Source organism: Streptoalloteichus hindustanus, assembly GCF_900129375.1.
In the GTDB taxonomy this organism is placed as follows: Bacteria; Actinomycetota; Actinomycetes; order Mycobacteriales; family Pseudonocardiaceae; genus Streptoalloteichus; species Streptoalloteichus hindustanus.
The window spans coordinates 227,364-250,122 of the sequence record NZ_FQVN01000002.1; the positions used below are offsets into that span (position 1 = coordinate 227,364).

The 22,759-nt window shown below is 70.0% G+C and carries 17 protein-coding genes; 14 read left to right on the top strand and 3 right to left on the bottom strand.

Annotated features, from left to right (window positions below):
* Positions 1–72 precede the first annotated feature (72 nt).
* The 3 genes from BUE43_RS06630 to mptB form a co-directional block, all read right to left on the bottom strand.
* Positions 73–885 carry an ABC transporter permease gene (locus BUE43_RS06630; RefSeq protein WP_073480512.1) on the bottom strand — a complete coding sequence of 271 codons (813 nt, stop codon included), beginning with the start codon at positions 883–885 and terminating at the stop codon, positions 73–75.
* Positions 886–991: 106 nt separating this feature from the next.
* Positions 992–1,930, bottom strand: coding sequence for an ABC transporter ATP-binding protein (locus BUE43_RS06635; protein ID WP_073480938.1), 939 nt, complete (start codon positions 1,928–1,930; stop codon positions 992–994).
* 74 nt (positions 1,931–2,004) lie between these two features.
* Positions 2,005–3,675, bottom strand: a complete 1,671-nt coding sequence (gene mptB / locus BUE43_RS06640; protein WP_407697102.1) for a polyprenol phosphomannose-dependent alpha 1,6 mannosyltransferase MptB — start codon at positions 3,673–3,675, stop codon at positions 2,005–2,007.
* Between the two features lie 363 nt (positions 3,676–4,038).
* Here mptB and BUE43_RS06645 point away from each other — a divergent pair, with 363 nt between their 5' ends.
* The 14 genes from BUE43_RS06645 (at position 4,039) to BUE43_RS06705 (ending at position 22,363) form a co-directional block, all read left to right on the top strand.
* Positions 4,039–4,983, top strand: a complete 945-nt coding sequence (locus BUE43_RS06645) for a helix-turn-helix transcriptional regulator (protein WP_143174047.1) — start codon at positions 4,039–4,041, stop codon at positions 4,981–4,983.
* The gene (gene sufB, locus BUE43_RS06650) at positions 4,980–6,431 is read left to right on the top strand and encodes a Fe-S cluster assembly protein SufB (RefSeq protein ID WP_073480513.1); all 1,452 of its coding nucleotides are present in this window, start codon (positions 4,980–4,982) and stop codon (positions 6,429–6,431) included. Before BUE43_RS06645 ends, sufB begins: the two co-directional genes overlap by 4 nt.
* A 1-nt stretch (position 6,432) precedes the next feature.
* The gene (gene sufD, locus BUE43_RS06655) at positions 6,433–7,629 is read left to right on the top strand and encodes a Fe-S cluster assembly protein SufD (RefSeq protein WP_083959406.1); all 1,197 of its coding nucleotides are present in this window, start codon (positions 6,433–6,435) and stop codon (positions 7,627–7,629) included.
* Positions 7,626–7,940, top strand: a complete 315-nt coding sequence (locus BUE43_RS06660) for a non-heme iron oxygenase ferredoxin subunit (protein ID WP_073480514.1) — start codon at positions 7,626–7,628, stop codon at positions 7,938–7,940. Before sufD ends, BUE43_RS06660 begins: the two co-directional genes overlap by 4 nt.
* A gap of 38 nt (positions 7,941–7,978) precedes the next feature.
* Positions 7,979–8,764 carry a Fe-S cluster assembly ATPase SufC gene (gene sufC / locus BUE43_RS06665; protein WP_073480515.1) on the top strand — a complete coding sequence of 262 codons (786 nt, stop codon included), beginning with the start codon at positions 7,979–7,981 and terminating at the stop codon, positions 8,762–8,764.
* Positions 8,765–8,823: 59 nt separating this feature from the next.
* Entirely contained in the window at positions 8,824–10,170 is a 1,347-nt protein-coding gene (locus tag BUE43_RS06670; RefSeq protein ID WP_073480516.1) for a cysteine desulfurase, read from the top strand.
* A 7-nt stretch (positions 10,171–10,177) separates the two neighbouring features.
* Positions 10,178–10,648 (top strand): Fe-S cluster assembly sulfur transfer protein SufU, encoded by a 471-nt coding sequence (sufU, locus tag BUE43_RS06675; RefSeq protein WP_073480941.1) that lies wholly within the window; start codon positions 10,178–10,180, stop codon positions 10,646–10,648.
* A complete protein-coding gene (locus BUE43_RS06680; protein ID WP_073480517.1) occupies positions 10,645–11,031 on the top strand; it encodes a metal-sulfur cluster assembly factor in 387 nt (128 codons plus the stop codon). The genes sufU and BUE43_RS06680 overlap by 4 nt, the downstream gene beginning before the upstream one ends.
* A gap of 883 nt (positions 11,032–11,914) precedes the next feature.
* Positions 11,915–15,814 carry a glycohydrolase toxin TNT-related protein gene (locus tag BUE43_RS06685; protein ID WP_083959407.1) on the top strand — a complete coding sequence of 1,300 codons (3,900 nt, stop codon included), beginning with the start codon at positions 11,915–11,917 and terminating at the stop codon, positions 15,812–15,814.
* 291 nt (positions 15,815–16,105) lie between these two features.
* Positions 16,106–16,381 (top strand): hypothetical protein, encoded by a 276-nt coding sequence (locus BUE43_RS33295; protein ID WP_143173995.1) that lies wholly within the window; start codon positions 16,106–16,108, stop codon positions 16,379–16,381.
* 374 nt (positions 16,382–16,755) lie between these two features.
* Positions 16,756–17,052 (top strand): hypothetical protein, encoded by a 297-nt coding sequence (locus BUE43_RS35910; protein ID WP_083959408.1) that lies wholly within the window; start codon positions 16,756–16,758, stop codon positions 17,050–17,052.
* Between the two features lie 640 nt (positions 17,053–17,692).
* Positions 17,693–18,220: a hypothetical protein gene (locus BUE43_RS06695; protein WP_073480520.1), complete on the top strand. Its 528-nt coding sequence runs from the start codon at positions 17,693–17,695 to the stop codon at positions 18,218–18,220.
* A 40-nt stretch (positions 18,221–18,260) separates the two neighbouring features.
* The gene (locus tag BUE43_RS06700) at positions 18,261–19,769 is read left to right on the top strand and encodes a tachylectin-related carbohydrate-binding protein (protein WP_234995578.1); all 1,509 of its coding nucleotides are present in this window, start codon (positions 18,261–18,263) and stop codon (positions 19,767–19,769) included.
* A 305-nt stretch (positions 19,770–20,074) separates the two neighbouring features.
* Positions 20,075–22,363 (top strand): HelD family protein, encoded by a 2,289-nt coding sequence (locus tag BUE43_RS06705; protein WP_083959409.1) that lies wholly within the window; start codon positions 20,075–20,077, stop codon positions 22,361–22,363.
* Positions 22,364–22,759: the final 396 nt, after the last annotated feature.

The window sequence follows — 22,759 nt, forward strand, 5'->3', positions numbered from 1 at the left end:
CGGTCACGCCGGCCGCCACCGACACGTCGGCCCCGGTCCGGACGCGCCGGATCGGGGCCGACGGAACGCGGGTCAGGTGAGGCGCGTGGTGCGTGTGGCGGCCAGGCCGGCGACCGCGGTCCAGCCCACGAGCACGGCCAGCGGCTGCCAGCCGGGGAACGCGCCGTCGACCAGCGCGGTGCGCAGGCCCTCGGCCAGCGCGCTCGACGGCAGCAACTGGACGACGGCGGCCAGGCCGCCGGGCAGCGAGCTGAGCGGCACGACGATGCCGCCGGCCAGCAGCAGCACGAACCACACCGTGTTCGCCAGCGCGAGCACGATCTCGGCCCGCAGCGAGCCGCCCAGCAGCACACCCAGCGCGCCGAAGGCCAGCCCGCCCAGCAGGACGAACAGCAGCGCCCATCCGACGCCGCCCAGGGCGGGGGACCAGCCGAGCAGGGCGGCGACCACCCCGATGACCACGAGCTGCACCGCGACCACCAGCAGGTTCGCCAGCACGCGGCCGGCGACCAGCAGCCACCGGGGCAGCGCGGTGGCCGCGAGCCGGCGGAGCACGCCGTAGCGCCGGTCGAAGCCCAGCGCGATCGCCTGCCCGGTGAAGGTCGTGGACATCACGGCCAGCGCGACCACCCGGGGCGTCACCGCGTCGACCCTGGGGGTCGGCAGCGGCAGCACGTCGAGCACGCTCAGCCCCACCAGCAGCGCCAGCGGGATCAACAGCGTGAGCAGCACCTGCTCGCCGTTGCGCAGGGTCAGCACGGCCTCGGTGCGGGTGTGGGTGGCGAGCATGCCGAGCAGGCGGCCGCGCCCGGGGCGCGGGCGGAACGTGCCGGCGGCGAAACGCTGCCCGGTCGGGCCGGAGGCGTTCGTGAGCGACACCGTCATGCCTTCCTGCTCGTGGAGGTTGTTCCCAGCCCCGTCGTCCTCGGGAGCCCCGTTGTCTTCGCGAGCCCTGTCGTCTTCGGGAGCGCCGCCGTTCTCGGGAGCGCGGTCACGAGCGCAGTTCCCGTCCGGTCAGCTCCAGGAAGACGTCCTCCAGGCTGCGCCGGGCCACCTGCAGCTCGCTGGCCAGCACGCCGTTCTGCGCGCACCAGGCCGTCACGGTGGACACCACCTGCGGGTCGATCTCGCCGGTGACCAGGTAGGAGCCGGGGTGGGGCTCGACCGCGTGGCAGCCCTCGGGCAGCGCCTTCAGCAGCAGGTCGAGGTCCAGGCCCGACCGGGCCCGGAACCGGAGCTGCCGCTCGGCGCGCTCGCTGGTGAGCTCCTCCGGCGTGCCCTCGGCCACGACCCGGCCGTGGTCGACGATCACCACGTGGTCGGCCAGCGTCTCGGCCTCGTCCATCAGGTGCGTGGTGAGCAGGACCGCGACGCCGTCGGCGCGCAGCGCGGACACCACGTCCCACACCGTGCGCCGGGCCTGCGGGTCCATGCCGGCGGTCGGCTCGTCCAGGAACACCAGCTCCGGCCGGCCCACCAGGGCGCAGGCCAGCGACAGCCGCTGCTGCTGGCCCCCGGACAGGCGCTTGAACGGGGTGCGTCGGGCGGCGTCGAGCCCGAGCACGTCCAGCAGCCAGTCGACGTCGAGCGGGTTGGCCGCGCACGCGGCGACCAGGCGCAGCATCTCGTCGGCCCGGACACCCGGGTAGGCGCCGCCGCCCTGCGGCATCACGCCCACCCGCGGCCGCAGCCGCTCGGCGTCGGCCACCGGGTCCATGCCGAGCACGCGCACGCGGCCGGCGTCCGGTCGCAGGAAGCCCTCGCACACCTCGACGGTGGTGGTCTTCCCCGCGCCGTTGGGGCCGAGCAGCGCGAGCACCTGGCCGCGCTCCAGTCGCAGGTCGACGCCGTTCACGGCGGTGGTCGACCCGTAGCGCTTGACCAGCCCGGACACCTCGACTGCTGGCGGTGAATCGGCGTTCGGGCTCACGGCGGGCAAGCGTAGGCCGTGCCGGTGGGCGGGCCCCACACGGGGCCTGCCACCAGCGGAAACCGTGATCCGGGTCACCGGGTCGGGGGAAGGGGCGCTGCGGTGGGGAATCCCTGCTCGCGCAGCAGCACCCTGCGGACGAACCAGAGCAGGAGCAGCACCACGATCACGGCCGCGACCACCGCCTGCCAGAGCACGTAGACGCGGTTGTCGAAGGTCGAGCCGGGCGGCGGCACCATGAGCGCGAGGAAGACGCTGATGCCGGTCGCGGCGGTGCGGAAGCGCGCCGAGTTGGTGGCGGCCGCCAGCGGGATCGCGGCCCACAGCAGGTACCAGGGGTGCACGACCGGGCCGAGCAGGATGAACAGGCCGAGCGAGACGCCGAGGCAGGCCAGCGGCTCCCGCACGCGGTGCCGGCCCCAGCTGCGGAACGACAGCCAGAGCAGGGCCGCCATGGCCAACCCGCCGAGGCCCATGCCGATCGCCCTGGTCAGGGCGATCACCGCGTCGCTGTGGTTGCCCAGGCCCAGCGCGATGCCGATGCCGCCGCCGAGCATGCCCAGCGCGGTGGCCGGCGACATCCAGCTCTTGACCTTGTTCGCCGTGTCCAGGGTGCCGGTCCAGCCGAAGCCGAGCCCGCTGAGCAGCGAGGTGGCCACGAGGCCGGCGACGAACACCACCGTGAGCAGCAACGCGACCTTGACGAGGTCGCTGATCCGGCCGCCGCGCCGCCGGGCGAGGGCCGCGCCGAGGAAGCCCAGCGCGGGCGCGACCGAGATCTTGACCGCGGCGGCGCAGGTGATCAGGAGCGCGCCGACGACCGCGGCGACCCGCCGGTTGCGCAGCGCGACCTCGAAGCCGGCGAGCATCATGCCGATCGCCAGCGCCTCGTTGTGCACGCCGCTGATCAGGTGGAACAGCACGAGCGGGTTGAGGGCGCCCAGCCAGAGCGCGCTCACCGGCTGGACGCCGCAACGGCGGGCCAGCCGGGGCAGCGCCCACACGATCAGCGCCAGGCCGGCCAGCGCCAGCGCGCGGTGCAGCAGGATGCCCAGCTCCACGTTGTCGCCGGCGACCCAGGTGATGACCCTGGCGAAGGAGAAGAACAGGGGCCCGTACGGGGCGGGGGTGTCGCGCCAGATGTTGGGCACGCCCCTGGTCAGCGGGTGGTCGGGGCCGAGGGCGTCCACCGGGCCGACCAGGTACGGGTCCAGCCCCCTGGCCGCGATCTCGCTCTGGGCGAGGTAGCTGTAGACGTCCCTGCTGAACATGGGCGGCGCCAGCGCCAGCGGCGCGGCCCACATCACCAGCGTGCGGTCGAGCTGGCTGCGGGAGATCAGCCGGGGCCGGCCGGGTCTGGCGAGCCGGCCCAGGGCGAGCCAGGCGAGCACCACCATGAGCAGCCCCGCGTAGGCGACCGCCAGCGAGGCCGTGGGCAGGCGCGCCGGCAGGCCGAGCAGCCGCAGACCCTGCACGGAGGGGAGCACCGGGTTGGCGCCGGCGCCGAGGGCGCCCACCGCGAGCAGCAGCGAGCCGACGGTGCCGAAGCGGCGCACCACGTCGAGCTGGCGGCGTTCGCCGCGGTCGAGGGGGGCCGGCTCCTCCGGTGTGCCGATCCGCCCCGCCGCCGGCTCGACGGCGGGGGCCCGTCGCTGGTCGTCCACCGCGTCCTGTCCACCCTCCGTCGCGGTCGTGCCGTGCGCTCTCGTGCCTCGCGCCACCCTGCCGACCGCTTTGCCCGCCACCACGTCGCGAAGGGTAGCGAGGAGCGCCCCGTCGAATGGCTCCCACCTGGAGTTTGCCCGCGGCCGGCCCGGGCGTGCGCAAGATCATGTTCGGGGTGGCGGCGGGCCGGCGCGCACGATGCCGCACGCCGTCCGCCGGCACGGGAAGCCGCTAGCCGCGGCCGGACTTCTCCGATCTCGGGCAGGTGCTCGTGGGGATCATCGCCCTGGGTGTTCGCCCCCGCGCGCCGCCTGCGCGGAACGGGTGACGCGTGAACCCGGTCACCGTGGGCCACCAGGGGCTTTGCCGACCTCCCCGAAATAGGTAACACTCGTGTTGTGAAAAACGCCGGGACCGTCGCATCGGCCGCCGCCACGGGCTCCGTGGCCGCCGCGGCCGACGCCGCGCGCCCGGCCGCCGCGCCGGCGCAGGGCGCCCCCGGCACGCCGCCGGGAGCCCAAACCCAGCACCCGGGAACCCAGCACCCGGACGGCAGCACCCGGCACACCGTGGCCCGCCTCCTGCTGGAGCAGGGCCCGGTCACCGCGGCCGCGGTGGCCGAGGAGCTGGGGCTGAGCCCGGCTGCCGTCCGCCGGCACCTGGACGCGCTGGTCGCCGACGGTGAGGCGTGCACGCGGGACGCCCCCCGCCGGGGACGGCGCGGCCGCGGCCGCCCCGCCAAGCTCTTCCTCCTCACGGAGGCCGGGCGGGCCCGGTTCGGGCACGCCTACGACGACCTCGCGGTCGCCGCGCTCCGCTTCCTCGCCGAGCACGCGGGCGAGGAGGCCGTGCGGTCCTTCGCCGAGCGGCGGATCGGCGCGCTCGTCGACCGGCACCGCGCGGCGGTGACCGCCCGGCGGGGCGCGGACGAGCGGGCGAAGGCCCTGGCGACCGCGCTCACGAGGGAGGGCTACGCTGCCTCGGCCCGCAGGGTGGGCATGGGGGAGCAGCTCTGCCAGCACCACTGCCCGGTGGCGCACGTGGCCGCGGAGTTCCCGCAGCTGTGCGAGGCCGAGACCGCGGCCTTCGCCGAGCTGCTGGGCACGCACGTGCAGCGCCTGGCGACCATCGCGCGCGGCGACGCCGCGTGCACCACCCACGTGCCGCTGGGCGAGGCCCCGGCGACCGAGGACGCGGAGCGCGCCTCGGCCGCCGCCGACGCGCCCGCGGCCGACCACCCGACGTGCCCGGAGCCGACTGCGGACGGCGCGCCGCAGGAGGCGGGAGAAACCGCACGGATCCCGGCGCGAGACCCGCACGCAGGGTCGAGCCATGGGCAGCGCGACCTCGCAGGGTCGAGCCATCAACGCGAAGGGGAGCCCGCATGACTGCCGCTGCCGAGCAGCGCACACCCACCACGCAGCAGCCGCTCAGCCAGGAGGAGACCCTGGCGACCCTGGGCCGCTACGAGTACGGCTGGGCCGACGACGACGCGGCCGGCGCCAGCGCCCGGCGCGGCCTGAACGAGGACGTGGTCCGGGACATCTCGGCGAAGAAGGACGAGCCCGAGTGGATGCTCGAGGCCCGGCTCAAGGCGCTGAAGATCTTCGACCGCAAGCCGATGCCGAACTGGGGCGCCGACCTCAGCGGGATCGACTTCGACTCGATCAAGTACTTCGTGCGCTCCACCGAGAAGCAGGCCACCACCTGGGACGAGCTGCCCGAGGACATCAAGAACACCTACGACCGGCTGGGCATCCCCGAGGCGGAGAAGCAGCGGCTGGTCGCGGGCGTCGCCGCGCAGTACGAGTCCGAGGTCGTCTACCACAAGATCCGCGAGGACCTCGAGGCCCAGGGCGTGATCTTCCTGGACACCGACACCGGCCTCCGGGAGCACCCCGAGCTGTTCCAGGAGTACTTCGGCTCGGTCATCCCGGCCGGCGACAACAAGTTCTCCGCGCTGAACACCGCCGTGTGGTCCGGCGGCTCCTTCATCTACGTGCCGCCGGGCGTGCACGTCGACATCCCGCTGCAGGCCTACTTCCGGATCAACACCGAGAACATGGGCCAGTTCGAGCGGACGCTGATCATCGTCGACGAGGGCGCCTACGTGCACTACGTCGAGGGCTGCACCGCGCCGATCTACTCCTCCGACTCGCTGCACTCGGCGGTCGTGGAGATCATCGTCAAGAAGAACGCCCGCTGCCGGTACACGACCATCCAGAACTGGTCGAACAACGTCTACAACCTGGTCACCAAGCGCGCCAAGGCCGAAGAGGGCGCGACCATGGAGTGGATCGACGGCAACATCGGCTCCAAGGTGACGATGAAGTACCCGTCGGTGTTCCTGATGGGCGAGCACGCCAAGGGCGAGGTGCTCTCCATCGCGTTCGCCGGTGAGGGCCAGCACCAGGACGCGGGCGCCAAGATGGAGCACCTCGCGCCGCACACCTCCTCGACGATCGTGTCGAAGTCGGTGGCCCGCGGCGGTGGCCGCACCTCCTACCGCGGCCTGGTCCGGGTGCACAAGCGCGCCCACCACTCCAAGTCGACGGTGAAGTGCGACGCGCTGCTGGTGGACAACATCAGCCGCTCGGACACCTACCCGTACGTGGACATCCGCGAGGACGACGTGGCCATGGGCCACGAGGCCACCGTGTCCAAGGTGAGCGAGGACCAGCTCTTCTACCTGATGTCCCGCGGCCTCACCGAGGACGAGGCGATGGCCATGGTCGTGCGCGGCTTCGTGGAGCCGATCGCGCGCGAGCTGCCCATGGAGTACGCCCTCGAGCTGAACCGCCTGATCGAGCTGCAGATGGAAGGGGCCGTCGGCTGACATGACGGTGTCGAACGAAGAGCGGACCACCGCGCCGACCAAGGGGCTCGGCGAGCACTCGCACGGTGGGCCGGTCATCCCGGAGGCGTCCCGGGCCGAGCGCTTCGCGTCCTTCGACGTGGAGGCGTTCGAGAAGCCCACGGGCCGCGAGGAGGACTGGCGCTTCACGCCGATGCGGCGGCTGCGTGGCCTGCACGACGGGACCGCGCCGGCCACCGGCGCGGCCACCGTCGAGGTCACGGCGGCGCCCGAGGTGCGGGTGGAGACCGTCGAGCGGGGCGACGAGCGGCTCGGCGTCGCCGGCACCCCGGGCGACCGGGTGGCCGCGCAGGCGTGGAGCGCGTTCGGCTCCGCGACGGTCGTGACGGTCCCGAAGGACACGAAGGCGTCCGGTCCGACCACGCTCGTGGTCACCGGCCCCGGCGAGGGCAACACCGCCTACGGCCACGTCCAGGTGCGCGCCGAGGCGTTCGGCGAGGCCGTCGTGGTGCTTGACCACCGCGGCTCCGGCGCCTACGCCGACAACGTCGAGTTCGTGCTCGGTGACGGCGCGCAGCTCACCGTGGTCGCGATCCAGGACTGGGCCGACGACGCGGTGCACGTCTCCGCGCACCACGCCCGCATCGGCCGCGACGCCGTGCTCAAGCACACCGTGGTGACCCTGGGCGGCGACCTGGTGCGGATCAGCCCGACCGCGACCTTCACCGACCGCGGCGGCGACGTCGACATGCAGGGGCTGTACTTCGCCGACGCCGGCCAGCACCTGGAGCACCGGCTGTTCGTCGACCACTCGGTGCCCAACTGCCGCAGCAACGTGACCTACAAGGGCGCGCTGCAGGGCGAGGGCGCGCACACGGTGTGGATCGGCGACGTGCTGATCCGGGCGGCCGCCGAGGCCACCGACACCTTCGAGCTGAACCGGAACCTGGTGCTCACCGACGGGGCGCGCGCCGACTCGGTGCCGAACCTGGAGATCGAGACCGGCGAGATCGAGGGCGCCGGCCACGCCAGCGCCACCGGCCGGTTCGACGACGAGCAGCTGTTCTACCTGCAGGCCAGGGGCATCCCGACGGAGCAGGCCCGCCGCCTGGTGGTGCGGGGCTTCTTCGGCGAGGTCCTCCAGAAGATCTCCGTGCCCGAGGTGCGGGAGCGGCTGGAGAAGGCGATCGAGGCCGAGCTTGAGGCGGTGGGTGCGTGACCCGTGTGTGCGCCCTCGCCGAGCTGGAGAACGGCCAGCCGGTCAGCGTCGACGTCGACGGCACCCCCGTTGTGGTGGTGCGTGACGGCGACGAGGTGCACGCGCTCCACGACGTCTGCTCGCACGCCGAGGTGGCGTTGAGCGAGGGCGAGGTGACCCGCAAGGGCATCGAGTGCTGGCTGCACGGGTCGTGCTTCGACCTGCGCACCGGCAAGCCCAACTCGCTGCCGGCGACCGAGCCCGTCGACGTGTTCGCGGTCAGCGTGCGCGACGGCGACGTCTATGTGGACACCACCGCAGTACTGAACTGAACAGACTTTCGCGGCACACCAGGAGAACGAAGAAACCGATGGCCATTCTCGAGATCAAGGACCTGCACGTCTCGGTCCTCACCGACGAGGAGCCCAAGGAGATCCTCCGGGGCGTCGACCTCACCGTGAAGGCCGGCGAGACCCACGCGATCATGGGCCCGAACGGCTCCGGCAAGTCGACGCTGGCCTACTCGATCGCGGGCCACCCCAAGTACGAGATCACCTCCGGCGAGGTGCTGCTCGACGGCGAGAACGTGCTGGAGATGAGCGTCGACGAGCGCGCTCGCGCCGGCCTGTTCCTGGCCATGCAGTACCCGGTCGAGGTGCCGGGCGTGTCCATGTCGAACTTCCTGCGCACCGCGGCCACCGCGGTCCGCGGCGAGGCCCCCGCCCTGCGGCACTGGGTCAAGGAAGTCAAGCAGGCCATGGCGGACCTGGACATCGACCCGACGTTCGCCGAGCGCAGCGTCAACGAGGGCTTCTCCGGCGGTGAGAAGAAGCGGCACGAGATCCTGCAGCTCGCGCTGCTGCGCCCGAAGTTCGCCATCCTCGACGAGACCGACTCCGGCCTGGACGTCGACGCGCTGCGCGTGGTGTCCGAGGGCGTGAACCGGTACAAGGCCGAGCACGGCGAGACCGGCATCATGCTGATCACGCACTACACCCGGATCCTCAAGCACATCACCCCGGACTTCGTGCACGTCTTCGCCAACGGGCGGGTCGTGGAGTCCGGCGGCGCGGAGCTGGCCGAGCGCCTGGAGGCCGAGGGCTACGTGCGGTACACCGGCAAGCAGGAGGCCGCCAGCACCGGCGCGGCCAGCTGAGGTCCGACGTGTCAACCCCTGCGACGCGAACGAACGGCGAGGCGAAAGGAGGCGCGGACGTGACGGCAGTCGCGGACTCGACGGCTCGACCCGGAGGTCAGGAGCCGCTGGACGTCGCGGTCGTCCGCAAGGACTTCCCGATCCTGGAGCGGACGGTCCGGGACGGCCACCGGCTGGTGTACCTGGACTCCGGGGCCACCTCCCAGCGGCCCCGCCCGGTGCTCGACGCCGAGCGCGCCTTCCTGGAGACCTCCAACGCCGCGGTGCACCGGGGGGCCCACCAGCTCTCCGAGGAGGCCACCGACGCCTACGAGAGCGCCAGGGCCCGCATCGCCGCGTTCGTCGGGGTCGACCCGGACGAGGTGGTGTTCACCAAGAACGCCACCGAGGGTGTCAACCTCGTGGCCTACGCCATGAGCAACGCCGCCACGGCCGGCCCGGAGGCGCACCGCTTCCGGGTCGGCCCTGGCGACGAGATCGTCGTGACCGAGCTGGAGCACCACGCCAACCTCGTGCCGTGGCAGCAGCTCTGCGAGCGCACCGGCGCCACCCTGCGGTGGTTCGGGGTCACCGACGACGGCCGGATCGACCTGACCGGGCTGGACGAGCTGGTCACCGAGCGGACGAAGGTGGTGGCCTTCAGCCACCTGTCCAACGTGACCGGCGCGGTCGGCCCGGTGGCGCCGATCGTGGCGCGGGCCCGCGAGGTCGGCGCGCTGACCGTGCTCGACGCCTGCCAGTCGGTGCCGCACATGGCGGTGGACTTCCACGCCCTCGGGGTGGACTTCGCCGTCTTCTCCGGGCACAAGATGCTCGGCCCGTCCGGGGTCGGCGTGCTCTACGGGCGGCGGGAGCTGCTCGCGGCGATGCCGCCGTTCATCAGCGGCGGGTCGATGATCGAGGTCGTGCGGATGGAGGGGTCGACCTTCGCCCCGCCGCCGCAGCGCTTCGAGGCGGGCGTGCCGATGTCCTCGCAGGCCATCGGGCTCGCCGCCGCCGTCGACTACCTGTCGGCGCTGGGCATGGACCGGGTCGCCGCGCACGAGCACGAGCTCGCCGCGGCCGCGCTGGCCGGCCTCGCCGAGATCGACGGCGTGCGGATCGTCGGCCCCACCGAGATGGACGACCGCGGCGGCGTGGTGTCGTTCGTGGTGGACGGCATCCACGCGCACGACGTCGGCCAGGTGCTGGACAGCGTCGGCGTGGAGGTGCGCGTCGGGCACCACTGCGCGTGGCCGCTGCACCGGCGGTTGGGCGTCGCGGCGACCGTGCGCGCCACCTTCTACGTCTACAACGGCATGGACGACGTCCGGGCGTTGTTGGACGCTGTGCGGGAGGCGAGGCGGTTCTTCGGCCTCGAGGTAACGTCGGCCGACGGGGCCGGTGCGGATCGCGACGGGGTGTGAGCCGGGGATGAAGCTGGACCAGATGTACCAGGAGATCATCCTGGACCACTACAAGAACCCGCACCGGCGCGGGCTGCGCGAGCCGTTCGAGGCCGAGGTGCACCACGTCAACCCGACCTGCGGTGACGAGGTGACGCTGCGGGTGCACCTGGTCGGCGACGGCGAGGCGGCCGTGGTGGACGACGTCTCCTACGACGCCCAGGGCTGCTCGATCAGCCAGGCCGCGGCCTCGGTCCTCACCGACCTCGTCGTGGGCCGGACCGTGGCCGAGGCGTTCGACAAGCACGCGGCGTTCCTGGAGCTGATGCAGGGCCGCGGGCAGGTCGAGCCGGACGAGGACGTGCTGGAGGACGGCATCGCCTTCGCCGGGGTGGCCCAGTACCCGGCCCGCGTGAAGTGCGCGCTGCTCGGGTGGATGGCCTTCAAGGACGCGGTGGCTCGGGTGGCCGAGCGGCAGCAGGAAGTGGGAGCGCGATGAGCGAGGACGTGACCCGGGGCGTGGCGGGCCTGCCCGAGCCGTCGGCGCCGGCGGCCGACCAGGCCGCGGTGCCCGACCTCGAGGAGGCCATGCGCGACGTCGTCGACCCCGAGCTGGGGATCAACGTCGTCGACCTGGGCCTGGTCTACGACATCCGGCTGGACGACGACGGCGTCGCCACCCTCGACATGACGTTGACCTCGGCGGCCTGCCCGCTGACCGACGTCATCGAGGACCAGACCAGGGCGGCCCTGACCGGCGGCCCGGGCGGCGGCCTGGTCAAGGACTTCCGCATCAACTGGGTGTGGATGCCGCCGTGGGGCCCGGAGCGGATCACCGACGAGGGCCGCGAGCAGCTCCGCGCCCTCGGCTTCACCGTCTGACCCACCCACCAACCCATGAGGGGCGGTCCCGTTCCGGGACCGCCCCTCTCGCTTTGTTGCTGAAGATGGAGCAGGTCGCCATCTCCGGCGAAGGAAGCCGCTCCGCTCCGTCGCATGTCGGCTCGCTCCTGTGGGGGCCAACCTGTGCCCACTCGCCCAATGGGAATCCCTCGCGTCAAGTTTGGGCTCTGTTTCCTGGTCGATGGGCCTCAGCGCCCCCTGACGACCACCTGGGCGGTGAAGCCGCGTCCAGAGTTTGTCCGCCTTTTTTCGGCCCAGGGATGCGAAAACGACCAAGAACCGGGACAGTGGCATCACCTGCGCGATACACCGCCAGTCTGAGGGGTCGCCGTACCGCGGGTAAAGCCGCACCCTTCCCGTCTGGGGCTGTGGGCATTCTTGGAGTTGCTTTCCTTCGGCTTTGGTCGAGGCGAGTTCGAGATGCTCAGGAGCGAGTGTGCCCGTGGCATCGGGCGTCCGCAGAATCCGCCGCGCCTACAAGAGAAGCTCCGGCCTGGGGTCCCGCTTGTCCCATACGGTTTCAGAAGCGTGCGGCGATCGATAGGTTGCCTTCCTGGGAACTGGACTGATTCAGCGAATAGTGGCCTTGACCAACCTTTTCGGACAAAGTAGACATGCTGGCGAGTGTCTGTCGTCACACACTTTGATCTACCCGCCCAGGCGCAGTACGGTTCACCCCGGTTGATGGGGCAGTGCTCACAATGCGGGCGGAGCTGGTCGGGGAAGAAGGAATCGTCAATTCGACGAGCAGCTGAACTCGGCTGACGGGCTTCGCTCTCAGATGTGTCGTTGGTTCAGCGTGTAACCCTTCGTTTGGTTGCACGCGGTTTTGTCATGCCTGGATTACGAAAGGAGAGAGTGTATGAGCGGTAGAAGAAGCCGGTTCCGCGCGGGCCGGCTCGGAACCGCCCTGCTGGTCAGCGCTTCGCTGATGGTCGGCATCGTCGCGGCTCCGCCAGCAGTGGCCGGAGGGCCTGAGCCGCCGACAGCAGATCCTGACAGTGACCGTGCGAGAGTAGCGGCGTTGTGGCGTACCGGTGGTCCGACCACACGCGCCGCCGCTGAGAAGGCCCTGCTCGGCTCCGACGCTGACATCCACGCGTTCCTGGGGAAGGACTACCGGCGGGTCGCCGAGATCGACAGCCGTATCAGCGTCAACCGGATGCTGGCCTCCGGCGGCCCCACCGTCAAGGGCGCCGCGCAGAAGGCCCTGGACACGGAGAATCCCCAGGCGCTGGAGGAGTTCCTCGTCTCGGGGTGGCGGACACCGTCCGAGCACGACCTGCGTATCCGGGTCAACCAGATGATGGCCACTGGCGGGCAGACGCTCAGGGCCGCGGCGCAGAAGGCCTTGGATGCCGAGGATCCCAAGGCGCTGAAGGAGTTCCTCAACTCTGGCTGGAAGACCCCCTCGGAGCACGACCAGCGTATTCGGGTCAACCAGATCATGGCCTCCGGAGGTCCGGAGGTGAAGAAGATCGCCCAGCGGGCTCTGGACGCTGGCACTCCCCAGGCTCTGGCCGCGTTTCTGACCGCCGAGTGGCCGGTGGCGGCCGCTCGTGACCAGGAGACCGCGTCCGTCGCCCAGCTCGCCGCGATGGCCCAGGACGCCTCGCAGGACGCCTCCCGCGAAACGCAGGCCGCCAAACAGGCCAGCGAGCAGGCGGTCAAGGAAGCTGAGCTGGCTCGCCAAGCCGCTGAAAGGGCCAAGCGGGCGTTGGACAGCGCCCAGAACAACGCCGAGACTGCTGGAGCTGCCGCGCGCCAAGCCGCCGACGCCGCCTTGGGTGCGGCCAAGGCATCCCAGGAAGCGGTCACGGCGTCCTATGCCGCGAACGCCGCGGCGCGGCTGGCCGCCAATGCCGCCACACGAGCGGCCTCGGCCGCCGCCATGGCCGGGCAGGCTGCCTCCCGCGCCTACTCCGCTGCCTCGGACGCAGCCACCGACGCCACCAAGGCGTCCGAGGCGCGCCAAGCCGCCGAGGCCGCGCGCGACGCGGCTCGTAGCGCCGGAGCCGCGGCCAAGTCGGCTGGGGAGGCCGAGCAGGCGGGGAAGCAGGCCAAGCAAGCCTCCGACGCCGCGGCCGGTGCCGCCAATCACGCGAACGACGCGACTCAGGCCGCTCACGATGCTGGTCGACACGCTGGCGTGTCAGCCGCGGAGGCTCGACGTGCCCAGCAGGCAGCCGCCGAGGCACGCCGTCAGGCCGCTCGTGCCACCCGAGCCGCCCAGGCCGCCACCGCCCTGGCTGCCCAGTCCACCGATGCCGCGCGTCGTGCGCGGGAAGCGGCCGAGCGCGCTGCCCGAGATGCGGAGGAGGCGGCCCGAGCCGCTGACGAGGCCGCCGACCACGCCGGCAAGGCAGGGGATGCGGCCCAGCAGTCCACCGCTCATGCCAACGCCGCAACCCAGGCAGCTCAACGGGCCAATGACGCCGCCACCCAGGCCCGCGAGGTCTACGACTTGGCCCGCAAGGCCGACACCGACCGACTGGCCGCGCAGGTCGACCAGGACCGCGAGACCGCGCGAGCCGCTGTCGAGGCCATGAACAAGCAGCAGGCCCAGGCCGCCTGGGATGCTTCGCAGGCGGCTCGCCGCGACGCCGAAACCCAGCAGTGGGTCAGGGAGGCCACCGACTCCAAGGCAGACCGAGCGACCACTGTCAACCGTGGTCGTAAGATCGCCTTGCGCCTCGCTGTGATTTCCACGGGTGCGTGGAGCCGGACGGCTGCCGAGAACGCTCTCGCCGGCACCGACGACGAGGTCGTCGACTACGTGCAGGGCGGTATGGCGGCTGCCGCCGGTGACGACGACCGGATCACCCTCACCAGCTTGACGGCCGACAGCTCCAGCCAGGGTTTCCGCGACGCGGCGAGGAAGGCGCTGGCTGGGTCGAACGAGGACGTCCGGAACTTTCTCGACAAGCGCGACTACCCGGGCCGATACCACGACGACCGAATCAGCGTTAACCGCATCCTGCACGCCGCGACGCAGAATGGCGAGGTCGCTACACGGGACGCGGCGCAGAAGGCTCTCGATGTCGACGATGACGGACAAGCCATCCGGGAGTTTCTCGCGAACGGTCGCTACGTCGCCGCCGAGCACGACGAGCGCATCCGGGCCAACCGCATCCTGGCCAACAAGGACAGTGGGCCGGAGCTGAAGGCTGCTGCGCAGATCGCCCTCGACGGTACCGCGACGATGCTGCACCAGTTCGTGACCGTCGGCCAACACGTCGCGGCGCAGCGCGACCACGACACCGCTGTCCACAACGCCACTGTGGCGGCCTACGTCAACCGGGCCGCCCAGGCCGCAGCCGACGCCAACACCCAGGCCTCCAGTGCCCAAGCGGTCGCGGCCCGCGCTCGAGGCGCGGCTCAGGAGGCCAACACCTACGCCGAGCAGGCGCGGGCAGCGGCGAACCTCGCCGGCGAGTACGCACGTCAGGCCGCGGACTCCGCCAGCCAGGCCGAGAAGTCCGCTCAGCAGGCAGCAGCCTCGGCCAAGACTGCCAACGCAGCCGCCTCTTCCGCCCAGGACGCCGCCAGACGGGCAGCACGCTCGGCTGTCTGGGCTGCCGCATCCGCGCGTCAAGCTGCCAGCTATGCCCAGCAGGCGTACGCGTCGGCCCAACGCGCACGTGATTCCGAGAAGGCTGCCAAAGACGACGCCGCGGCCGCTCACACCGCGTACAAGGAGGCGTACAACGCCGCGATCAGCAAGATCCGGGAGAACGTGCTGGGCAACCTCGTCGCCAACCAAGCCGATGAGTGCACCAAGAACCGCAAGGACGCCCAGGCGGTCGCCGAATGTGTCAGCCAGATCCCCAAGACGCTCGACGATCAGTTTCAGCGTGCCTGGATAAATACCGGACAATGTGTCGATAAAAACGACCAGGAACTTGTTCCCGGTTGTTTGAGCTCGGTGTTCAGTATGAACTTCGAGCACACCAACACACTCGCCATCATCGCGCCCTTCGTGCAGATGATGGAGGCAGCGGCTTACTTCATGCTCGCCGCAGAGGTGACCCTTCTCGCTACTGCTTACTTCCCGGTCGCCGCTGAGGTGCTCTTCTTCGCGACTCCGGAGAGCGCCGGCCTGATTCCCGTCGCTATGCGGGTCATCCCGGCGGCCACCGGCACGGCCGCCAAGGTCCTCCCCAAGGCTGCGGAGGCCCTCCAGGCGCAGCTGGAAGTCGCCCGCGTCGAAACCGAGTACGTCCGCATGGTCGATGCGCTTGTTGAAGAGGCGCGGGCCGCGAAAATGACAGCTCCCCGTACCGAGGAACTGCCGGCGGAGACTCGTAACCTGATCGGGGAGAACTTCAAAGAATACTACGGAAACGGGAAGGACCTCGAGTACCAGTTTCTCCGCGAGTTCACGACGCGAGGACCTAACGGGGAGCTGTTGTGGAAATACCCAGCCTTCCCTGGGGTTAAAAAGGGTACTATTGAGGAGGAGTACGTCCCACAGGCGGGTGAGGTTTGGGATCGTTTTGGAGGGCCTACGGGAACCTTTCTTTCTGACGCTGGAACCGCTTTTGAGAAGCGCGCACTTCCGCCTGGAAGTCTCCATCTGCCGTACCATGTTTATCGATGGGTCAAGAAGTGGGATGGATCTTTGGGTATAATTTGGAAGGGTGAGATCGCGCCGGGGTTCAGACAGGTTGGGGGAGGGATTCAATTTCGGTTGGATGGTATGAATGTCAAGCAGCTCTGCGAGGCTGGGTACATCATCCCGGTAAATAAGCCATACTGTTAGTCGCAGGTGGGGTTGGTGGAGGCGGCGCTCCACGCTCGCCTCTACCGACCCCGCTATTCAGTGCTATCATAAGCGAGAAATGGTCATGAATAGAGAGGGGGAGTAGTGATTTGTAAGGATGTGTACGAGGGTGGTTGCGATCGGGAACTTGAAGGGCCGACGTGGTGTCATGATTTCGAGTTCATCGTCGATATAGGTCGTGCGCCCCAGCCGCGCCTCCGTGACTGCCTCCCGGAACACGTCATCCGTACTGTGGCCAGGAGCAGCGAGCCCCATGTACGTAACGCGGTTGTGAGCTACAAGCAAGCTCCGCAGGAAGTTATCGACCTCTTCCTTGAGGATGAGAATCCCACCGTGCGTATGCTGGCGTACCGTAGGACAAATCGCATTGAGGCGCTTTACTGGGCTGCGCAAAATCTTCCGCGCCATATCAGGAAGGCGGTGATCGCTAATCCACTTTGCCCCGATAGTCTCTTGCTGGAACTCGTCAGCGACCCGGACCCTGATGTCGCAAGATATGCCAGGGATATGCAGATGCGCCGAGATCGCGACCAGCGGTCTTATTGATCAACTTACGTTGACCGGTTGGTCTCGGCTGGTTGACGGATGGGGCGAGCGTGTTGTGTCGAGAGGTCTACGAGGGTGGGTGTGACAGGGTTCTGAATTCTCCGTCGTGGTATCACGATGGAGAGTTCGTTGATGACTACCGTGGATATCCTCCGCTTCCCCGCGTTCGTGAAGGCGTTCCGCAGGACGTTGTTCGAGTTCTTGCGACCAGTGACCAGTATTTTGTGCGCAAGGCTGTCGCCGACTGTCGTGACACTCCACAGGATGTGATCACGAAGTTGGTGGACGACTCCGACGAGCTGGTTCGAAGCGCCGCGTTCGGCAGGACGGAGTTGGTCGAGGAACTTCGGTGAGGCGCACACTCGACCTACCTCATCAGGTCTGATGTCGCAGGTAACCCCCACTGTCCCCCCGAGCTGTTGGAGCAGCTTTCTCGTGATCCTGATCCGGACGTGCGTGGAGGTGTGGTTCTCAACCGCGTCGCGCAGGAATCTCACGGGGCGGAGTGGCTTGTCGACACCCTGCTCGGCGACCTGACGCGTATGTACGGCGTCTCGCCCTGTTGCGGACGCGGGACATCGTTGTCCTTCGCCGCGTTGCCGCGAGTGGTGATGTGGACGAGCGATGCGCGGTGGCGGATAACGATCAATGCCCGGAAGATGTTCTCCTGACACTTGCCGTTGACCCGGAAGCTGAGGTTCGCTGGATTGTGGCGTGCAGGGATGCTATTCCGGACAGTGTTCTACAGAAGCTCCTTTCAGACCCGGATCCGGATGTGGCGCGTGAGGCTCGGGAGAAGAGCGAAACCACGTGAACGCTGGAGTGTACTGAGCCGTCGTTAGTGTTTCTCTGGCGTATTGACGTGCTCTCTGTCGAAGAGGAGCGGCGGGACTGTTTCCTTCGGGGCTGGGCTTCGCGCGTACCGCGACGGCGAGAGTGGTCAGCGGAGATGAGCGCGTGATACCAGCGCGATCACGGGGAGGGAAGCTTAGGCTTGTGCGGTTCTGGACTGATCTGTCCTTGCGGCTCTGCGAATGCTGCTTGATGCGCGCGATGTCAGGGGCGTACCGCGGAAACTCGCAACCTCGTACCGCGCGAGATGGCGCGGACTGATGGAGTGTTACTTTCGCCGTGTGCCATGCGGGAGAGATTTCGCCTCTGTGACGTCCCGCACGCTGGCCGCGCCGTGTTGACTAAAAGCAGTGTCGAAACCTAATGTCCTCTCGGCCTCAGAAACAGGCTCATCTACCTGGTTGCGCCGACACCGGCGACAACTTTCAATCCGAACAAATCAGACAAGGCGGATCGTTCATGCGACGACTTCCCCGTTTCCTCGCGGTCGCGGGCGCAGTGGGAGCGGCTGCGTTCCTCGGGGCGACAGCGACCCTGGCTGCCCAGGCCAGTGACCAGCCGCCTACGGAGCAGCAGCCCTCGACCGTCGAGGACTACGCCTACCCGGGGGCGGACGCCATTCTCAAGCAGTACGGCGTCAAACTGATCGCCGGGGACGGTCACATTCTGTTCGCCGAGTGCTCCTCGGGAACCGATCTGATCCGGGTGCGTACCAACGAGGGGATCGGTGCGGGCGGCAAGGGCGCGATCTGCTTCCGGGTGACTGCCCCGGCCGGATACCTCACGCTGAAGGTTCCCGCGGTGTACGAGATTCGTGGTGACGGCTACGGATCCACCAAGGGGCACAAGCTGAAGGCCGAGCTGACAACTGACGCTGGTGAGCACAAGGTCGTTGACGTCAACCCCAACGGCTCCACCCAGGTGGGAGTGAGCACCGAACCGCCGGGTGAGCCCACGACCTTGCTGCGGTTGGACGCCTCCTCCTGACCCTCTTCGCCTTCATTCCCGAAAGACAGGGGACATACCTATGTCACGCTCTCGCCTGAGAACGGTCAGAGGCACCACCGTGGTCGCCGCGGCGCTGGGGGTGGGGACTCTGGTCGCCGCGCCGGCTCACGCCATCAGCGGCGGCACGCCCGTCAAGGACGGCACCCACCAGTACACCGCGAAGATCGAACTGCCGGGGCGCGCCTGCTCCGGCGCCCTGATCGAGGCTCAGTGGGTGATCACCACCAAGAGTTGTGTCACGGGAGTTCAGGCCGACGCCGGCACTGTCACCGTGGGCCGCACCAACCTGGGCACCAACGCGGGCCAGGTGGCCAAGATCGCTGGTGTTGTGCCGCGTGAGGACCGCAACGTGGCACTGGTCAAGCTCGCCGCACCGGTCTCCGGGATCACGCCGGTGAAGATCAGCAAGGCGGCGCCGAGGAACGGTGAAGCCCTGCGTGTCGCGGGTTTCGGCCGGACCGCCACGGAGTGGGTGCCCAACCAGCTCAACACCGCGTCGTTCCAGGTCAAGAACGTCGGTAAGACCACGTTCGAGGTCGCTGGGGTTTCGGGGAACACCAGCACGTGCAAGGGCGACGCCGGTGCCCCGGTGATCCGCGAGGCGAACGGAACCTCCGAGCTCGTCGCGGTCGATCACACCTCGTGGCAGAACGGTTGCCTCGGCGAGAGCCAGACCCGCCAGGGTGGCACCGAGACTCGCGTGGACGACCTCAACGACTGGATTCGGCAGCAGATCCCGAACCTGAGCATCGAGTGCAAGCCCGCCGTTCCGCTGTACGTGGTGCGTAACGACGGCGAGGTCCGCGAGTACCAGCACACCGACCCGAAGAACGGGTCCTTCAGCTGGGCCGACTACAACGGGCGGATCATCGGGGGCGGATGGCTCGGGGCGCGTACGGTCGCCGCGCCTGACGGGGTGTTCTACCTGGCCGTGCAGAACGGCGAGTTCCGCCGCTACCGCTGGAACGGCAACGGTTGGGACACGAACCAGGCCGGCTCCCAGTACGACGTCCTGGAGAACGGCAACGGCTGGGACCGCTACGTCACGCCGGACTACCGCAACCGGATGACCGTCGACACCAACGGTCACGTCTACACGATCGAGCCGGACGGCAAGCTGCACTGGCGTTCGTACGACCCGGCCAGCAAGAAGCTGGACCACCGGGTGCTCGCCGGCGACTGGGGGCAGTACGACCTCATCGTGGGCGCTGGCCCGGGCGTTCTCTACACCCGCACGCCCAACGGTGACCTGTTCCGGCACGTCTACGACGCCAAGAGCGGGCAGTGGACCCAGCAGGCCAAGCGCAACGGTTCCGGCTGGAACATGTTCAACTCCATCATCTCCGTTGGCGGGGAGATCCTGTACGGCGCCCGGCCGGACAACAACGGAGAATTGCTGTGGTACCGGTACCAGTTCCTCAACGGAACCTGGGCCGACACCGGTCGCGACCTCGGCAAGCTGGTGGGCACCGGCTGGTACAACGAGTTCAACATCACGGCCGCTCCCGACGGCTGCCGCGTTGTCTGACGCATGAACTAGAGGCATGAACGACGAGAGGGGCGGCCCTGACGGCCGCCCCTCTCGTGTTGTTGGCGATTCGCGCCCTGTTCCATTTCTGGAAAACTGTCAAGGGGGCGCGACAGAATTTGATCGGGATCTTCACGCGAGCGGAGTGATCCGAGTTGGATCGAGTGTGGCGCGCGGCCGGTCAGTGCGCTACCTTCGAGGATTGGGTACGACGGAGTGGTCGCCGAATAAGCTGTCGTCATTTTAGTGAATTGGGGGACGGGTTGTCAACCGGGGAAAGGGTGCGGGAGCAGGAATACGTCTCGATGCTGTACGGGCGGCTCGACGGGCTGCGGGGGGAGGTCTCGGCACGGCTGGCCGGGGTGTTGCGGGAGTCCGGGGGCACTCCGCAGGCGGTGCTGGAGCGGGACGTGGCCGCCGCGCGGTGCGCTGAGCAGCTCGCCCGGTTCGACGCGGCGGAGAACAAGTTGTGCTTCGGCCGGCTCGACCTGGCTGACGGCGAGCGGCGCTACGTCGGCCGGCTCGGGCTGTTCGACGAGTCCGACGACTACGAGCCGTTGCTCGTGGACTGGCGGGCGCCGGCGGCGCGCCCGTTCTACGTCGCGACCGCCGCCGCACCGGAGGGCGTCCGGCGGCGGCGGCACATCCGCACCAGTGGGCGGACGGTGGTCGCGATCGACGACGAACTGCTCGACCTGGCCGCGGCGGACGGGGCGGACGGCGGTGACGGGCTGGTCGGCGAGGCCGCGTTGCTGGCGGCCCTGAGCGCCGACCGGACGGGACGGATGAACGACATCGTCGAGACGATCCAGGCCGAGCAGGACCGGGTCATCCGGTCCGAGCACCAGGGCGTGCTGGTCGTGCAGGGCGGCCCCGGCACCGGGAAGACGGCCGTGGCGCTGCACCGCGCAGCGTTCCTCCTGTACACGCGGCGGGAGCGGCTCGCGCGGCGCGGTGTGCTGGTCGTCGGTCCGAACGCCGGCTTCCTGCGGTACGTCGGCCAGGTGTTGCCCTCGCTCGGGGAGACCGGTGTGCTGCTGTCGACCATCGCCGATCTGTATCCCGGGATCAGCGCCCGGCGCGCGGAGACGGCCGAGGCGGCCGAGATCAAGGGCAGGCCGGTGATGGCGGAGGTGGTGGCCGCGGCCGTGCGGGACCGGCAGCGGGTGCCGGACGAGCCGTGGGTGATCGAGTTCGACGACCAGGTCCTCAGTCTGGACCGTGAGACCTGCGAGCGGGCGCGGGAGCGCGCGCGGCGCACGGGTCGGCGGCACAACGAGGCCAGGGAGGTGTTCGTCGCCGAGGTCGTCGAGGCGTTGGCCCGGCAGATGGCGGAGCTGGTCGGCGCCGACGTGCACGGCGGGGGGAACCTCCTCGACGAGGAGGACGTCGCGGAGATCCGCAGGGAGCTGCGCGGGGACCGGGCGGTGCGGGAGGCGCTCGGCGCGCTGTGGCCCGTCCTGACCCCGCGCCGGTTGGTGGCCGACCTCTTCGCCCGGCCCGAGCTGCTGGCCTCGGCCGCGCCGACGCTCACCGAGGCCGAGCGCGGCCTGCTGCTCCGCGAGCGGGCCGGCGGGTGGTCGCCGGCCGACGTGCCGCTGCTGGACGAGGCGGCCGAGCTGCTCGGCGCGGACGACCGGGTGGCCAGGACGCGGGCCGAGCGGGAGCGCCGGGACCGGGTCGCCTACGCGGAGGGCGTGCTGGAGATCCTGGCCGGCTCGGCCACCCAGGACGTGGAGGGCGAGGACGACCCGGAGGTCGTGCTGGCCTCCGACCTGGTCGACGCGGGCGCGCTGGCCGACCGGCACGAGGACCGGGCCCACGCGACGGTGGCCGAGCGGGCCGCCGCCGACCGGACGTGGACCTTCGGGCACGTGATCGTGGACGAGGCGCAGGAGCTGTCCGCGATGGCGTGGCGGATGCTGATGCGGCGCTGCCCCAGCCGGTCGATGACCCTGGTCGGCGACGTCGCGCAGACCGGGGACCTCGCCGGCACGTCCTCATGGGACGACGTGCTCCGCCCCTACGTCGCCGACCGGTGGCGCCTGGAGCGGCTCACGGTGAACTACCGCACCCCGGCCGAGATCATGGCCGTCGCGGCGGCGGTGCTGGCCGACCTGGGCCCACCGCTGGACCCGCCGCCGGAGCCGCCGACGTCGGTGCGCACGAGCGGCGCTGAGCCGTGGCGGTGCGCGGCGCCGCGCGCCGAACTGGCCGACCGCCTGGCCCGGATGACCGTTGAGGAGGTGGCCGCGGTCGGCGAGGGGCGGGTCGCGGTGATCGCGCCCGCGTCGCTGGTCGCCGAACTGGGCGCGGCCGTGCTCGCCGCGGTGCCCGGGGCGTCGGTGGGGGAGGACCCGGACCTGGAGCGCCCGGTCGTGGTGCTCCCCGTCGCGCGGGCGAAGGGGCTGGAGTTCGACTCCGTGCTGGTCGTCGAACCGGCGCTGGTCCTGGCGGAGTCGCCCCGCGGCGCGAACGACCTCTACGTCGCGCTGACCAGGGCCACCCGCCGGCTGGGTGTGCTCCACAGCGCCGCGCCGCCCTCGGCGCTGGCCGGGTTGCGCGAGTGGGACGGGGGTCGGCGGGACGGCTGAGCCGGCGGCGCGGTGATCACAGGGGCTCGCGGTGCGGTACCCCTGTTCGTCGCGGAGCCGGAAGGCTGACGGGCGCTCCGCCGGAGTGACGCAGTGGAGTGCTCCGTCCGCGTCCCCTGACCGCGTCGGTCGCCGTGACCTGGGACGGCGCGGTCCGGTGCAGGCCGAGCTGGGGGAACGCCGTGTTCCGCATTCCGGGACGGACCTGCTTACCGGCCGGCGCCGATCTCGTCACGGTGTGTGGTCAAGTCCCTCGTTTGGTCGGAAACATAGCGTGATGAGTCCGACTTTCGGATGACGAGCGTCATCGACGCTGGTCGTCGCGCCCGTGGGCAGGGCCGGAAATCCCCGCGTGCCGCTGGTTCACCCGCTCGGGGGCAGCGTGATTGCTTGTCC